The sequence below is a fragment of the Mycobacterium sp. PTI7 genome (assembly GCF_056679845.1).
Genome location: NZ_CM155252.1, coordinates 3,712,225 through 3,726,553, shown reverse-complemented (window position 1 = coordinate 3,726,553; position 14,329 = coordinate 3,712,225). Strand labels below are relative to the sequence as shown.

18 protein-coding genes and 1 riboswitch are annotated in these 14,329 nt (G+C 71.0%); of the genes, 9 read left to right on the top strand and 9 right to left on the bottom strand.

Annotation, left to right across the window (positions count from 1 at the left end):
- Positions 1-2,247, bottom strand: coding sequence for a helicase-associated domain-containing protein (locus tag AC1MEY_RS17925; RefSeq protein WP_480226786.1), 2,247 nt, complete (start codon positions 2,245-2,247; stop codon positions 1-3).
- A gap of 65 nt (positions 2,248-2,312) precedes the next feature.
- Between AC1MEY_RS17925 and AC1MEY_RS17920 the strand changes: the two genes are divergently transcribed.
- From AC1MEY_RS17920 to AC1MEY_RS17905, 4 genes are read left to right on the top strand one after another with little or no spacing between them, the layout of a single operon-like run.
- The gene (locus tag AC1MEY_RS17920) at positions 2,313-2,495 is read left to right on the top strand and encodes a hypothetical protein (RefSeq protein WP_480226785.1); all 183 of its coding nucleotides are present in this window, start codon (positions 2,313-2,315) and stop codon (positions 2,493-2,495) included.
- 47 nt (positions 2,496-2,542) lie between these two features.
- Positions 2,543-2,968, top strand: coding sequence for a cyclic pyranopterin monophosphate synthase MoaC (moaC, locus tag AC1MEY_RS17915; protein WP_480231550.1), 426 nt, complete (start codon positions 2,543-2,545; stop codon positions 2,966-2,968).
- The gene (locus AC1MEY_RS17910) at positions 2,965-3,456 is read left to right on the top strand and encodes a MogA/MoaB family molybdenum cofactor biosynthesis protein (protein ID WP_480226784.1); all 492 of its coding nucleotides are present in this window, start codon (positions 2,965-2,967) and stop codon (positions 3,454-3,456) included. Before moaC ends, AC1MEY_RS17910 begins: the two co-directional genes overlap by 4 nt.
- 60 nt (positions 3,457-3,516) lie before the next feature.
- Entirely contained in the window at positions 3,517-3,942 is a 426-nt protein-coding gene (locus AC1MEY_RS17905; protein ID WP_480226783.1) for a molybdenum cofactor biosynthesis protein MoaE, read from the top strand.
- A 28-nt stretch (positions 3,943-3,970) separates the two neighbouring features.
- Here the strand turns inward: AC1MEY_RS17905 and AC1MEY_RS17900 are convergent, their stop codons facing one another.
- From AC1MEY_RS17900 to AC1MEY_RS17885, 4 genes are all read right to left on the bottom strand, one after another.
- Positions 3,971-5,341, bottom strand: coding sequence for a transglycosylase family protein (locus tag AC1MEY_RS17900; protein WP_480226782.1), 1,371 nt, complete (start codon positions 5,339-5,341; stop codon positions 3,971-3,973).
- 9 nt (positions 5,342-5,350) lie between these two features.
- A riboswitch (cyclic di-AMP (ydaO/yuaA leader) is annotated at positions 5,351-5,522 on the bottom strand.
- Positions 5,523-5,769: 247 nt separating this feature from the next.
- A complete protein-coding gene (locus tag AC1MEY_RS17895; RefSeq protein ID WP_480226781.1) occupies positions 5,770-6,027 on the bottom strand; it encodes a MoaD/ThiS family protein in 258 nt (85 codons plus the stop codon).
- Complete coding sequence (gene moaA, locus AC1MEY_RS17890; RefSeq protein ID WP_480226780.1) at positions 6,024-7,076, bottom strand: GTP 3',8-cyclase MoaA; 1,053 nt, start codon at positions 7,074-7,076, stop codon at positions 6,024-6,026. The genes AC1MEY_RS17895 and moaA overlap by 4 nt, the downstream gene beginning before the upstream one ends.
- A complete protein-coding gene (locus tag AC1MEY_RS17885) occupies positions 7,073-7,486 on the bottom strand; it encodes a YccF domain-containing protein (RefSeq protein ID WP_480231549.1) in 414 nt (137 codons plus the stop codon). The genes moaA and AC1MEY_RS17885 overlap by 4 nt, the downstream gene beginning before the upstream one ends.
- Positions 7,487-7,639: 153 nt before the next feature.
- On the opposite strand from AC1MEY_RS17885, the gene AC1MEY_RS17880 reads away from it, so the two are divergent.
- Positions 7,640-8,050, top strand: a complete 411-nt coding sequence (locus AC1MEY_RS17880) for a cold-shock protein (RefSeq protein WP_480226779.1) — start codon at positions 7,640-7,642, stop codon at positions 8,048-8,050.
- 114 nt (positions 8,051-8,164) lie between these two features.
- Entirely contained in the window at positions 8,165-9,169 is a 1,005-nt protein-coding gene (locus AC1MEY_RS17875) for a glutathione S-transferase family protein (protein ID WP_480226778.1), read from the top strand.
- 10 nt (positions 9,170-9,179) lie between these two features.
- Here AC1MEY_RS17875 and AC1MEY_RS17870 read toward each other — a convergent pair whose 3' ends face one another.
- Positions 9,180-9,668: a DUF2771 domain-containing protein gene (locus AC1MEY_RS17870; protein ID WP_480226777.1), complete on the bottom strand. Its 489-nt coding sequence runs from the start codon at positions 9,666-9,668 to the stop codon at positions 9,180-9,182.
- The gene (locus tag AC1MEY_RS17865) at positions 9,665-11,233 is read right to left on the bottom strand and encodes an MFS transporter (RefSeq protein ID WP_480231548.1); all 1,569 of its coding nucleotides are present in this window, start codon (positions 11,231-11,233) and stop codon (positions 9,665-9,667) included. The genes AC1MEY_RS17870 and AC1MEY_RS17865 overlap by 4 nt, the downstream gene beginning before the upstream one ends.
- Positions 11,234-11,427: 194 nt before the next feature.
- Here AC1MEY_RS17865 and AC1MEY_RS17860 point away from each other — a divergent pair, with 194 nt between their 5' ends.
- Positions 11,428-12,225, top strand: a complete 798-nt coding sequence (locus tag AC1MEY_RS17860; protein WP_480231547.1) for a DUF3027 domain-containing protein — start codon at positions 11,428-11,430, stop codon at positions 12,223-12,225.
- A gap of 4 nt (positions 12,226-12,229) precedes the next feature.
- Here AC1MEY_RS17860 and AC1MEY_RS17855 read toward each other — a convergent pair whose 3' ends face one another.
- Both AC1MEY_RS17855 and AC1MEY_RS17850 read right to left on the bottom strand, forming a co-directional pair.
- Positions 12,230-12,685 (bottom strand): SRPBCC family protein, encoded by a 456-nt coding sequence (locus AC1MEY_RS17855; protein WP_480226776.1) that lies wholly within the window; start codon positions 12,683-12,685, stop codon positions 12,230-12,232.
- An 18-nt stretch (positions 12,686-12,703) separates the two neighbouring features.
- The gene (locus AC1MEY_RS17850) at positions 12,704-12,967 is read right to left on the bottom strand and encodes a DUF2530 domain-containing protein (RefSeq protein WP_480226775.1); all 264 of its coding nucleotides are present in this window, start codon (positions 12,965-12,967) and stop codon (positions 12,704-12,706) included.
- 74 nt (positions 12,968-13,041) lie between these two features.
- Between AC1MEY_RS17850 and AC1MEY_RS17845 the strand changes: the two genes are divergently transcribed.
- Together AC1MEY_RS17845 and AC1MEY_RS17840 are read left to right on the top strand one after the other, a co-directional pair.
- Positions 13,042-13,473: an Rv0880 family HTH-type transcriptional regulator gene (locus tag AC1MEY_RS17845; RefSeq protein WP_480226774.1), complete on the top strand. Its 432-nt coding sequence runs from the start codon at positions 13,042-13,044 to the stop codon at positions 13,471-13,473.
- A complete protein-coding gene (locus AC1MEY_RS17840; RefSeq protein ID WP_480226773.1) occupies positions 13,470-14,324 on the top strand; it encodes a TrmH family RNA methyltransferase in 855 nt (284 codons plus the stop codon). The genes AC1MEY_RS17845 and AC1MEY_RS17840 overlap by 4 nt, the downstream gene beginning before the upstream one ends.
- The last annotated feature ends 5 nt before the right edge of the window (positions 14,325-14,329 follow it).

The window sequence follows — 14,329 nt, the reverse complement described above, 5'->3', positions numbered from 1 at the left end:
TTATTGCGAGTCGGCCGACACGACGGAGGTCACGCGGTGGATGGCGAACTCGCGAGCCCGTCCGGCGGCGGGATCGAAGGCGGTCAGCGTGCCGCCGCGGACGTTGATCGGTGCGACGACGCGCTGCGTCGCGACCCCCGCCGGATCGACGTAGCCGATCACCACCGACGTCTGCTGATGCGCGGCCGACTGCAGCTGCGCCATCGCCTCGGCGGGGTCCAGCCGCGATCCCGGCGGGTGGGCGCCGCCCATCCTGCGCAGGACGGCGACGATGGCGCCGAGCGTCTGCGCGTTCGGGGTCGGCAGCGGGCGGTAGCCGCGCCGACGGTTCGGCGCGGGCACCCGGGAGCCGCGGTTGCGGATGTCGACGATGGTGCCCGACCAGTCCTCGGCTGCGGGCGCGAAGCCCGCCGCCCGCAGTCCCGCGAGCACGTCCGCGATCGGCGCCGCCGACACCGCGACGGTGGGCGCCAGCGTGCGCATCTCGACGGCGGCCATCGCGGGCGCCGCCACGGCCTGGGCGAGCAGCGCGGGGTCTTCACACCGGACGAACGACGACGCCATGCCGACCCGCAGCTGACCGTGCCTGCGGGCGACGTCGTCGATCAGATAGGTCAGGCCCTGGGGAACCGGCGTCTTGGAGTGCTTCTCGAACAGCGCGTGCAGTTCGACGGCGGTGCAGCCGGTGTCCAGCGCCCGCCGGATCGTGGCCTCGCTGATCCGGTACACCATGGCCGCGCCCGCGGACTCGACGGTGGCGACCGCTGAGAGCCGTTCGGCGAGTTCGCGTTCCAACGGTCCGGGGACGACGACCGTGAGGTCGGCCTGCAGGAGGAAGTGGTCGATGGGCTTGGGCAGGACCTTGCTCATCGCGGCGACGACGGCGTCCTCGGGAGCGTCGTCGAGCAGCAGGCGGATGGGCGATGCGAGTGCGCCGCGGCCCACGACGCCCAGCGCGTGCGCCTCGGTGAGCAGCGCGCTGACGGGCCCCGGTTGCAGGCGGGCCGCCCAGCGGGGGCGCCGCCAGGCCAGGGCCGCGGCGGCGTGGTCGGCGTCGACGCCGGATCCCGGAGGCAGGTCGGCGAGGACGCGCAGCAGCAGCCGGCGGTCCAGCGGCGCGGCCGTCGAGTACAGCGAATCCGACAGTGCCGCATACGGTTTGTTGTCCGGGCCACGTTCGCCGATGAGGCTGGGCCGGGCGGACAGTTCCAGCCAGGACGTCACCAGCAGATGCCAGCGTGCACCCGCCGACGACTCGACGAACCGATCGGACGCCACGGTGGGCGTCCAGAACGGTCCGAGCCCGTCCGGCGGTTCGGGCTCCGGCATGCCGACGGCGATCAGGCCTGCCGCGGCCGCCACCTCCAGCAGGAGGCCGAGTCGGTGGTCGTCGATGCCGGTGACCTTGACCAGGCGTTTGACCTCACGGACGCCCAGACCGCCGCTGCGCAGTTCGGGGATCGGCCCGCTCGACAGCGTGTCGAGAATCAGCTCGACCTCGCGCAGCAGGTCGATCGCCGATCCGGCTGCTGCGGCGTCGGTGTCGGCGACCTTGAGGGTCGACACCACCGGGTCGGGCGGGCGGAGGCCGGTGGGGCCGGACAGCTGACCGCGCATCACCTGGCCCACCAGCCGCGGCAGGATCACCGTGTCGTCCTCGATCTGCCGGAGCAGGCCTGCGGCGAGCAGTCGCTGCACCGGACGGTCGGCGGGGGTGCCCGGAATGGCGTCGCGCGTGCGGCCCACGGGCGATCCCTCGACGAGGCGCTCGAGGAGTTCGCGCTGCGGCGCGTCGAGACCGGCGAGGAGGTCCGCGATGGTCGCCGGGTCGGGGACCGTGGCCTCCGACGTCACCTGGCCGGGATACCAGGGCAGACCCGACGCGGCCTCGGCCGTGACGCGGACGTCGTCGTCGCCCCAGACGAGCGCCCGCTCGCGTAGGTCGTTCAGCGCGTCGAGGACCCCGTCGTCGCCGGCGAACTGGGCGACCAGCTTGGTGGTCGCGACGGGGGCGGCGTCGGCGTGCAGGAACAGCAGCGCGTCGAGCACGGAGAGCCGCAGGAAGTCGAGGTCGTCGGTGGCGGCCTTCACCGACTGTCGGGACTGCGCCCTGGCTGCCAGTGCCGCGATGGAACCTGGCGGCGGCTGGGTGAGATCGGGTCGCAACTCCAGCAACCGGATCAGTTGCTCGTCGGGCAGGCCGGCCAACCAGGTGCCCAACGGCAGGGCGGGGCTGGGTTCGGTCATCGACTTCCAGCCTAAGCCAGCCGACCGGTCTCGCCAGCCACCGCTTGGCCTGCCACAATGGGTACGTGGCTGAGAAGAAGAAGCAGTACGTCGACAATGGCTGGCCCACGATCGACGACGGCGACCATGCCGTCAGCGAATTGGCGACCGACCGGACCGGTGCGCTGTCCCCGTTCGGCGACGTGACGTTCCCGTTGCCTGCCGACACCCTGCCGTACACGCACCCGGTCACCGTCGTCAACAAGTAGCCGTGACCGATCGGTTGTCGCACCTCGACGACGAGGGCGCGGCACACATGGTCGACGTCACCGCCAAGGACGCCACCAAGCGCACCGCCGTCGCCAGGGGCACCCTGCGGACCCGCACCGACGTGGTCGACCTCATCGCGTCCAAGGGCCTACCCAAGGGTGACGCACTGGCCACCGCCCGCGTCGCGGGCATCCTCGCGGCCAAGCGCACCAGCGACCTCATCCCGCTGTGCCACCAGTTGGCGCTCACCGGCGTCGACGTCGACTTCGAGATCGGCACCGACTCGGTCGACGTCACTGCCACCGTCCGCACCACCGACCGCACGGGCGTCGAGATGGAGGCGCTGACGGCGGTCAGCGTCGCCGCACTCACGCTCTACGACATGCTCAAGGCCGTCGACCCCGCCGCGACCATCGAGGGAATCGCCGTGGTGCGCAAGGACGGCGGCAAGACCGGAAGCTGGACGAGGTGACGGTCGCGCGGGTGCGCACCGCCCGCGTCGTCATCGCCTCCACGCGCGCCGCGAACGGCGTCTACGAGGACCGCACGGGCCCGGTGATCGTCGAATGGCTGCGCGCCAGGGGGTTCGGCGTACCCGATCCGATCGTCGTGGCCGACGGCATGGCCGTCAGCCGCGCACTGATCACCGCGGTCGGCGAGCAGGTCCACCTGATCATCACCTCCGGCGGCACCGGGATCTCACCGACCGACGGCACCGCCGACGCGACCGCCGCCATCGTCGACTACGAGATCCCCGGTCTCGCCGACGCGATCCGGCGGTCGGGGCTGCCGCACGTGCCCACCTCGGTGCTGTCACGCGGCGTGTGCGGCGTCCGGGACGGCATCCTCGTCGTCAACCTGCCCGGCTCGACCGGTGGGGTGAAGGACGGCCTCGGCGTGCTCGCCGACGTCCTGGATCACGCGCTGGACCAACTCGCCGGCGGAGACCACGGCCGATGAGCGCCCGCGCGAAGAGGAGAAGGCACCGATGAGCGCCCGCGCGAAGAGGAGTAGGTACCGATGACGGCGATCGTGCGTGTCGCGCTCACGGAGGACCTGATCGACCTGACCGAACACGAGTCGTTGGTCGCGCACGAGGCGGCAGGTGCCGTAGTCGGGTTCTCGGGTGTGGTCCGCGACCACGATGGCGGCAAGGGCGTCACCCGCCTGGAGTACTCCGCACATCCCACGGCGCTCGAGACGCTCGTCGAGGTGGCCGAAGAGGTCGCGCGCAGCGCCGACGGGGTCCGTGCGATCGCGGTGAGCCACCGCGTCGGCACCCTGCACATCGGGGACGCCGCCCTGGTGGCCGCCGTGTCTGCCGATCACCGGCGGGCGGCATTCGAGACGTGCGCGCTGCTCGTGGACACCGTCAAGGCGCGCCTACCGGTGTGGAAGCACCAGTTCTTCGCCGACGGCTCCGAGGAATGGGTGGGCTCGGCCTAGACCCGAGGGGCCAGGCCGAGCCTTCCGACTACGCGCCCGGAGCGGGCAGCAGCGGAGCGGGTGTCGGCGCGCCCGGAGGCACGTCGGCGGGCAGCGGCGCATCGGCGGCGAGCGGTGCGTTGCCGGGCGTCAGCGGAACGTTGGGGCCGGCGGCCTGCGTCGGGTACGGCGTGTTCATGCCGCGCTGCGCGAGACCCATGATCAGGGCCTCCTTGCCGCTGATCTCGTGGCCCTGCACCGCTTGCCACAGATCCTTCAGGTAGCTGGTGTTCGGACCCTCGGGGCCCTGCGTGGCGGGGTCCATCGTGGAGCCCGGGGGCAGCGCGTCGGGGCTCGCGAGGTGCGGGACGCCCTGGGCGGCCGGTGCGGGCACCGTGCCGTCGGCCAGCGCGACCGGCTGATCGGGAGCGGGGGCCGGAGCGGGAGCCGGCACGTCGGGTGCGGGCGGCGCCGGCGGCGCGGGGAACACCGGCTCGAGGGGCAGGTCCGCACGGTCGAGCGACCACACCTGCGGCTGATCGACGGGTGCCGGGCCACCGGGCATGACGTCCCAGTTGGCGGCCTCGACGACCGGCGGGGCCGGCGGCGGGGGCAGCTCGGGTGCGGGCGGCAGCGGCGCGTCCAGCGGGGCGACGGCGTCCGGTGCGGGCGGCAGGTCGGCGGGAGCCGGCGGCAGGTCCACGGGGGCCGGCGGCAGATCGGCCGGCGGGGGCAGCGGCGCGTCCATGGGCATGGGGGCGCCGACGGTCATCGCCGGGTCGACGGGCAGGGGTGCGTCGAGCGGCATCACGGCCGCCTCGGGCGGCGGCGGGGGCAGCTCGGGGGCGGGCGGCGGAGGCAGCGGCGCGTCGAGCGGTGCTGCGGCCTCGGGCGGGGGCGGCGGCAGCAGCTCGGGTGCGGGCGGCGGCGGGGGCGGAAGCTCGGGCACCGGAGCCGAGAACAGCTCGAACGGCGGGGGCGGCGGCAGTTCGCCGTTGAGTTCCGGGTTGTCGAGCGGCTGCGGGGCGTCGGCGACGACGTTGCGCGGCGTGGCGGAGGAGAGGCCGCGACCACAGGTCGGCCAGGCGCCGCGGCCCTGCGAGGCGAGGACGCGCTCGGCGACGGCGATCTGCTCGTCCTTGCTGGCCATGTGGGCCGACGGCGCGTACTCGCTGCCGCCGTGTCCGGACCAGGTGCTGGGGGAGAACTGAAGTCCGCCCTGGTAGCCGTTGCCCGTGTTGATGGCCCAGTTGCCACCGGACTCACACGATGCGACCCGGTCCCACTCGCCGTCGGTCGCTGCTCCGGCCATGCCGGCGAGGGCGATGCTGCTGCCACCGATCACCGCGCCCGTGAAGGCGACCTTTGCAACGGTTACAGCGGGGGCCGATGTCGTGGCCTTGCGATGCCGTCCACTCATGGAAATGGAAAATCCTCTCGTCTGCGCCCGCGAGGTCAGCTGTCGGGTTCGGGCTCAAGAGGTTGCCCGGCCGACACGAGTGTCGGCTTCACCCCAAGGAACTAGGTGCAGTCCCTGGTCTTCCTTTCGGTGGACCGGTGGGTCCCCCGCCTTCATCCAGGTTGTTCGTCGTTGACCGCGTCCGACGGATGAAGCTCGGCGCTATCAGACACGGCAGGCCACGCAATGGGGGTCGGGTGGCTTGGATGGAACCGTAACGGCTCGCCGCGATTGCGTCACCTTCGGCCGACCTCGGCGTTTCCCCGCCCAGCAAATATTATGAGGACCTTAAAGGCGCAGGAATATTCGGTGTTTCCGCAGGAGCAAGAATGGGAACCGAGAGGCTGCGGCCAGTTTGTGATCATTCCGTGATGTGACGGACATCACGCCTATCCGCCCGCGAAGGGCGGTAATACATCGACGGTCTCGGTTGTTCCGAGCGGCGCGGTGCGATCTCGCACGGCGACGCCGTCGCGCAGAAACGAGCACCGCAGCAGCACTTTTGCGAGATCCGGGCCGCGGTCGGCGAGCCTGGCCACGAGGTCGTCGACGGTCGTGCCGGGCGTCAATTGGATTTCTTCGGAGTCGACGCCCGCCGCCGCGCGGGCCGCAGCGAAGTAGCGCACGGTCACGTGCACGGCGCTCAACCGCCGATCGCACTCATCGGGCGGCTGGGTTGGACGAAGTCCGGATCGTTGATGCCGTGCCCCGCGGGCTTGCCCCACATCGCGGTCCGCCACGCCGCCTCGATGGCGTCGTCACCAGACCCGTCGCGCAGCAGGCCTCTCAGATCCGTCTCATCCGTGGAGAACAGGCAACTGCGGACCTGACCGTCGGCGGTGAGCCGGGTGCGGTCGCACGCGGCGCAGAACGCCTCGGAGACCGACGCGATGACGCCGACGGTGGCGGTGCTGCCGTCGACGCGCCACAGGGCCGCTGGGGCCGATCCGCGCGGTGCCGGGTCGGGCTGCAGGTCGAACTCGCGGCGCAGCGCCCCGAGGATGTCGGCGGCGGTGATCGTCTCGTCCCGGTTCCACTGGTGCTCGGCGTCCAGCGGCATCTGCTCGATGATGCGCAGCTGATACCCGTGGGCCAGGCAGAAGCGTAGGAGTTCGACGGCGTCGTCGAGGCCGGTGACCGCGTCGAGGACGGCGTTCACCTTGACCGGGGCGAGCCCCGCGGCGGCGGCCGCCGCGAGCCCGTCGACCACGTCCGAGAGCCGATTGCGGCGGGTGATGCTCGCGAAGCGTGCGGCGTCGACGGTGTCCAGCGACACGTTGACCCGGTCCAGGCCCGCGGCCTTCAGCGCGTCGGCGCGGCCGGCCAGCGCGACGCCGTTGGTGGTCATCGCGATCGAGGGCCGCGGGGTCAGCGCGGCGGCCGCCGCGATCACCTCCTCGAGGTGGCGGGACAGCAGCGGCTCGCCGCCGGTGAAGCGGACGTTGGTGACGCCGAGGCGGGTCACCGCGATCGACAGCAGCCGGGCCAGTTCGGACGCCGACAGCAGCTGGTCGTTGGGCAGCCAGGACAGTCCCTCGGCGGGCATGCAGTAGGTGCAGCGCAGGTTGCACCGGTCGGTCAGCGAGACCCGCAGGTCGGTGGCGGCCCGGCCGTAGGTGTCGATCAGCGGGCCGTCGGCGGGTGCGCCGGTGACGATGCGGCGCGGCATCGGCACCCCGAGGTCGATCGACGTCACTGCGGCACCCCGTAGCGGGCCCGGTCGCCGGTGTTGGTGCCGACCGGGACGATCTCCTTGCCCAGCGGCAGCAGCGAGACGGGGATGAGCTTGAGGTTGGCGATGGCCAAGGGGATGCCGATGATCGTGACGGCCATGGCGATCGCGGTCAGCACGTGGCCGATCGCCAGCCAGATTCCCGCGACGATCAGCCAGATGACGTTGCCGACCAGCGCACCCGGCCGGGCGCCCGGCTTGTCGACCACCGTGGAGCCGAACGGCCACAGCGCGTAGACACCGATCCGGAAGGCCGCGAAGCCGAACGGGATGGTGATGATGAGGACGAAGCAGATGATTCCCGCGAGGAAGTACCCGAGGGCCAGCCACAGGCCACCGAAGATCAACCAGATGACGTTCAGGATCAGGCGCATGATCTCCTCCAGCGGGGAACTCAAGGCTACCGACTAATGGGGTCGCTGGCCGTGCCGGCGTCCGAGTAGGATCGGCGGCGTTCGCGTCCTGCGCAGGCGGGGCGCCTTAATTATGTGTTCGATGTCGAGCGATGAAACGAGCGGGTGAGACCAGTGCCTACCGGCAAGGTGAAGTGGTACAGCGCCGAGAAGGGCTTCGGGTTCGTGTCCCAGGAGGAAGGCGAGGACGTCTACGTCGGCTCGTCGGCCCTCCCGAGTGGCGTCGCGGAACTCAAGCCCGGCCAGAAGGTCGAGTTCGGCATCGCCGCCGGTCGTCGTGGTCCGCAGGCCCTCAGCCTGAAGGTCATCGAGCCGCCTCCCAGCCTCTCCAAGACCCGTCGCGAGGCCGAGCGCCCCGAGCACAAGCACACGCCTGACGAGCTGCACGGCATGGTCGAGGACATGATCACGCTCCTCGAAGGTGCGGTCCAGCCCGAGCTGCGCAAGGGTCGCTACCCCGACCGCAAGATCGCGCGGCGGGTGTCCGAGGTGGTCAAGGCCGTCGCGCAGGAGCTGGACGCCTAGTTCTCTCGTGCGCTGCGCGAAATCTGCACGTGCGTTGCAATTCGGCGTCTGCAACGACCGCGGCGCAGAACTCGCGGCGGATTCCCTCGACGCTCGACGGGGAACACTGACGCCGTGAGCTACGTGAACCCCAAGGGCGAGTTCGACCGCGACACCGACTACATCACCACCCGCATCACCGCCGACGGGCGCGACGGGTATCCCGTCGAGGCCGGTCGCTACCGGCTCGTCGTCGCGCGGGCCTGCCCGTGGGCGAACCGCGCCATCATCGTGCGAAGGCTGCTGGGCCTCGAGGACGCCATCTCGATCGGCTTCTGCGGGCCGACGCACGACGAACGCAGCTGGACGTTCGACCTGGATCCCGGCGGCGTCGACCCGGTGCTGAAGATCCCGCGGCTGCAGGACGCCTACTTCAAGCGCGACCCCGAGTATCCGAAGGGCATCACGGTGCCGGCGTTCGTCGACGTGCCGACGGGCGCGGTCGTGACCAACGACTTCGCCCAGATGACGCTGGACATGTCGACGGAGTGGACCGAGTTCCATCGCGAGGGCGCTCCGCAGCTGTATCCCGAGCAGCACCGCGCCGAGATCGACGAGGTGGCGCAGCGCATCTACACCGAGGTCAACAACGGGGTGTACCGCTGCGGCTTCGCCGGCTCGCAGGGCGCCTACGAGAAGGCCTACGACCGGCTGTTCACCGCGCTCGACTGGCTCACCGAGCGGCTGTCCGAGCGGCGCTACCTGGTGGGCGACACGATCACCGAGGCCGACGTCCGGCTGTTCACCACGCTGGCCCGCTTCGACCCCGTGTATCACGGACACTTCAAGTGCAACCGCTCCAAGCTGTCCGAGATGCCGGTGCTGTGGGCGTACGCGCGGGACCTGTTCCAGACGCCGGGATTCGGGGACACCACCGACTTCGAGCAGATCAAGCACCACTACTACGAGGTGCACACCGACATCAATCCCACCGGCGTCGTCCCGAAGGGTCCGGACCTGTCGAACTGGCTGACGTCACACGGCCGTGAGGACTTGGGCGGCCGTCCGTTCGGCGACGGCACGCCGCCCGGGCCGACGCGCGAGGGCGAGCGGGTGCCGGAGGGGCACGGCGCGGCCTAGGTCCGGCCCGTCACGACCACACCGTGCTGACCGACCACTCGGCGTGCGGCCAGGGGAACTCATTACCCTCCTCGTCGCGCACCAGGGTGGGCAGCATCACCGCGAAGCCGGTGAGCTTGCCGCGCTGCGAGTCGACGGGCGGGATGGTGACGGCCACCCGGCTGTTCGGCTTGAACTCCTCGACCTGCTCGGGTCCGCCGTCCTCGTAGGAGCGCAGCAGCACCCACGGCGCCTTCGCGATTCCCTCGGGCAGCGATACCTGGATCTGGTCGTTCGGCGTGACGCGGAGTTCGGCGCTGACCCCGGTGCCGTCGCACTGGGTGATGTCGTAGACGTCGCAGTAGCGGTACGGCTCGATGCGGACCAGCTGCCCGCGGGTGAAGGCGCTGATCTCGGGGTGCGTCGGCCCGTGGTCGCGGGACATCTGCCAGACGAGCACCGCGGTGGCGGCGGTCGACAGCACGGCGACCGCGACGAGCATCGCCACGACCTTCTTCATCGTGGTACCGCAGATGCCTTCGACATGCCGCCTTCCTTCTTCGCGAATACCGGCCTGTTGCCGCCGAAGCCCGGGATCAGCGAGTCGCCGCTGTAGCTCACGAGGGTCTGCGCCAAGCCGAGGATGAGCACCGCGCTGATGGCGGTGAAGCCGACCCACAGGTCGGTATAGATCAGCACGCCGGTGGCGCCGCCCGCCACCCACCCCAGCTGCAGCAGCGATTCGGAACGCCCGAACGCCGACGCGCGGGACTCCTCGGGGAGGTCGTCCTGCAACGAGGCGTCCAGCGACGCCTTGGCGACGGCGCTCGCGCCCGAGGTGATCAGCGTCGCAAAGGCCGCCACGAACAGGTTGCCGGTCAGCGCGGTCAGGACCGCGACCACGGTCACGGCGACGGTCGCGCGGACCACCAGCTGCGCGGGATGGCCGAGTTTGAGGCGGGCGCTCGCGAAGTTGCCGGTGAAGTTGCCGATGGCCGCCGCGGCGCCGATCAAGCCGAGGATGCGCAGCTGTTCCCAACCGCTGGCGTCGTGCGACTTGGCGACGAACGCCGGGTAGAGGAAGAGGAAGCCGACCATCACCTTGATGGTGCAGTTGCCCCACAGCGAGGTGATGATGTTGCGGCCGAGCGGCTGCTTGGGTCGCTTGGTGGTCGGGCGGTCCGGTGTCCCGGTGGGCCCGTGATAGGTCAGCGTGGTGGGCACCTCGCCCTCGGTGACCTCGACCCACTTGGGGATGCGCATCGCCAGCACGGCGCCGCCCACCGTGACGACGGCCATCACGTACAGCGCGCCGGGCAGGTGGAACACGTTGAACGAGAACTCGACTCCCGCGGCGATGGCGCCACCCAGGATGGTGCCGCCGAGCAGTCCGAACACGGTCAGCCGCGAATTCACCCGCACCAGGTCGATGCTGGGTGGCAGTACGCGTGGCGTCATCGCGCTGCGCAGCACGCTGAACGACTTCGACAGCACCATCGCACCGAGGGCGCACGGGTACAGCACCCACGACGGGAAGCTGCCGTTCGCGCCGTCGTAGTTGGCGATCAGGACCACCGCCAGCACGGTCCGCAGCCCGAACGACATCGCGAGCGCCACCCGTCGGCCGTGCTGCAGCCGGTCGAGCGCCGGGCCGATCAGCGGGGCGATGACGGCGAACGGCGCGATGGTGATGAGCAGGTACAGCGCGACCTTGCTCTTGCTCTCACCGGACGCGGCCGCGAAGAAGAGGGTGTTGGCGAGTGCGACGGCCATCGCCGAGTCGGCGGCGAAGTTGGCCATCACGGGATAGGTCAGCGCTGTCAGCCCGGACTTGTCGGCGCCGTCGGCGGTGGCCGCACGGTGGAAGAGGCCGTACATCCGCGAACCCATCTCGCGGCTGCGCTGCGCGGCGGCGCGGGTGACGGTGACCCGCTCTCCGCGGCCCGCGTCGGACGCCGACCGCGACTGTTGCGTGGCACCCTCGCCCTCGTCCTCGAGCGGCGGGAGCCACCGGTTCGCGCTGGGCGACGACGGGTTGCGGCGGGGCCGCCGGCGCAGTGAGTCGTCGCTCGGGTAGTTGGCCATACCGGGGTGCTCGGAGTCCGCGGGAGGGCGGGGCGGGTGGTAGTGCGGGTCCCGCGGATCCCCGGATGGTCCCGGGTCGCGACGTGGTCCGCTCACGCCTCCGATTGTTCCCCATCGGTCGGACGGCCGCCCGTAGGGCAGCCGGTGTGGCTTTGCCCGGCTGGTGTCAGGCAGAATCGGAGGCGATGGACAGCATGATCGAACCCGCAGAACAGGACGCCGCGCAGACGTCGGAGCCCGACGTCGCGCCGTCGTCGCCAGACCTGACGGCAATCCTGATGGGTGCCGTCGATCTCGCGCGTGATGCGATCGTCGAGGGCAGCGACGACGACGTCGACGATCAGGTCGGCGAATACCTCGGCGCCACCGTCGACGACCCGTCGGCCGCCACCCACCGTTTCCTGGCCGTGATGCCCGGATACCAGGGCTGGCAGTGGGCCGTCGTGGTCGCGGCGTATCCGGGCGCGGAACGCGCCACCGTGAGCGAGGTCGTGCTGGTCCCGGGCCCGACGGCGCTGCTGGCGCCGGCGTGGGTCCCCTGGCACGAGCGGGTGCAGCCCGGCGATCTCGGTCCCGGCGACCTGCTCGCCCCCGCCACGAACGACCCGCGGCTGGTGCCCGGTTTCCTGTCGTCCGGCGACGAGGAACTCGACGAACTGGCCGCCGAGGTCGGCTTCGGTCGCAAGCAGGTGCTGGGCGATCTCGGTCGGACCGACGCCGCACAGCGGTGGTACGAGGGCGAGTACGGACCCAATTCGCCGATGGCCCGGTCCACCCGGCGGGTGTGCCGCGACTGCGGCTTCTGGCTGCCGCTGTCGGGGTCGCTCGGCCGGTTGTTCGGCGTCTGCGGCAACGAGATGTCGGCCGACGGGCACGTGGTCGCACTCGACTACGGCTGCGGCGCGCACTCGGACACGCCGGAGCCGGCGCGGATCGGGTCGCCGATGTTCGATCCGTACGACGACGGCGTGATCGACCGCACCGACTCCTGAGGGGCTATCGCGCCTCGGCGGCGGCCTTGATGCGCGACAGCGTGTCGTTCATGCCGGCGACCAGTTCGCGCTCGAAGCTCGGGACGCCGCCCATGACGGCGTTCACCAGCGTGTTCGAGATCGGCTTGACGCCGTTCTCGGCGTGCCTGCTCTCGACCAGGCGGGTGCCGGTCGCGGTGGGCTCCAACTCGTAGCTCCACACGGTGTTGTTCTCGTTGACCCGGAACGCCAGCTTCTCGCCGGGGATGAACTCGGTGATCTGGCTGGTGGTCGGCCAGAACAACAGGCCGCGCCGGTTCACGTTGATCGTCTTGGTGCCCTGCCGGAGCGGCCCGAACGCCTTCATGAGCCGGCACTGCGGGCTCCACTTCGGCATCAGCTTGAGGTCGGACACCAGCCCCCAGACCTTCGCCGGCGGTGCGGCGATCTCGATCTCGGCTCGAAGCAACGGATCAGCCACGGTTCCTCCAGGTGAGTTCTAGTTCAGGCCGGTCTGTGCGCCGCGGGATCCGCGACGCACGGCGGCACGTTGCCACAGAAAGATCGACGTGCCAAGCACTCCGACGCCCAGTCCCGCGACGGTCGTCGGCCGCCAGTCGTGCAGCGCGGGTACCGCGAACGCGAGGATGACGGCGACGAGCCAGCCGACGGCGATGCCGCCGATCACCGGCCACTGCGTCAGCAACGACGCAGGCAGCGGTGGGGGCTGCGGTGCGTCGCGGAAGGGCTCGAAATCGGTCATCGCGACCAAACGTAGCCGATTGACCCTGCGTCGCTGCGACTGCTGGGAACTCGCTGTCGGTACTCTGATGCCTCGTGAGCGACGCCGATGCGCGGCTGGCCAGCGACTTGTCCCTGGCCACGGTCCGTTTGGCACGGCAACTCCGGTTCCGTCGCCCCGATTCCCCGGTGTCGCTGTCGCAGTTGTCGGCGCTGGCGACGCTCTCCAAGGAGGGGCCGCTGACGCCCGGTGCGCTGGCCATCCGGGAGCGCGTGCGGCCGCCGTCGATGACCCGGGTGATCGCCTCGCTCGCCGAACTCGGCTTCGTGGACCGCTCGGCGCACCCCGACGACGGACGTCAGGTGCTGGTCGCCGTGTCGCGGGCGGGGGCCGACCTCATCGAAGCGGAGCGCCGCGCCAGCCGTGAGTGGCTGCAGCAGAGGCTCGCCGCGCTGACCCCGGAGCAACGCGAATGTCTGCTCGAGGCAGCCGATCTGATGCTCGCCATCGTCGACGAAGCCGGGTGACCGGGCCGCCCAACGTCGTGGACGTCGACGATCCCGCCGATCCCCGCCTGGACGACTTCCGCGACCTCAACAGCATCGACCGCCGCCCCGACCTGCCGACCGGCAAGGGCCTGGTGATCGCCGAGGGCGTCCTCGTGGTGCAGCGGATGCTCGCCTCGCGGTTCACGGCGCGTGCGCTCCTCGGCAACGACCGTCGGCTGCGCGAACTGGCCGACGACCTCGCGACCACGTCGGCGCCGTACTACCGGGCGAGTGCCGAGGTGATGGCGGAGGTCATCGGATTCCACCTCAACCGCGGCGTGCTCGCCGCCGCGCCCCGACCGCGGGAGCTGACCGTCGACGAGGTCCTGGCCGACGCGCGGACCGTCGCGGTGCTCGAGGGCGTCAACGACCACGAGAACCTCGGCTCGGTGTTCCGCAACGCCGCCGGTCTCGGCGTCGATGCCGTCGTGTTCGGCACCGGCTGTGCGGATCCGCTCTACCGGCGGGCGGTCCGCGTCTCGATGGGCCACGCTCTGCTGGTGCCCTACGCGTGGTCGGCGGAGTGGCCCGCCGATCTGAACATCATGCGCGACAACGGTTTCCGGGTGCTGGCGATGACGCCGAACCCGGCGGCCCGCACTCTCGACGAGGCGATGGGCGACCTGGCCGGGGACCGCGTCGCGATCCTCGTCGGGGCCGAGGGGCCGGGGTTGAACGAGCACACGATGCGCAGCAGTGACGAGCGCGTGCGCATCCCGATGTCGCGGGGGACCGACTCGCTGAACGTGGCGACCGCTGCGGCCCTGGCGTTCTACGAACGGGCCAGGGTCCCGGCGGGCGGGGGCGACGCGAGCCGGGGAATGATGTGAGCGTG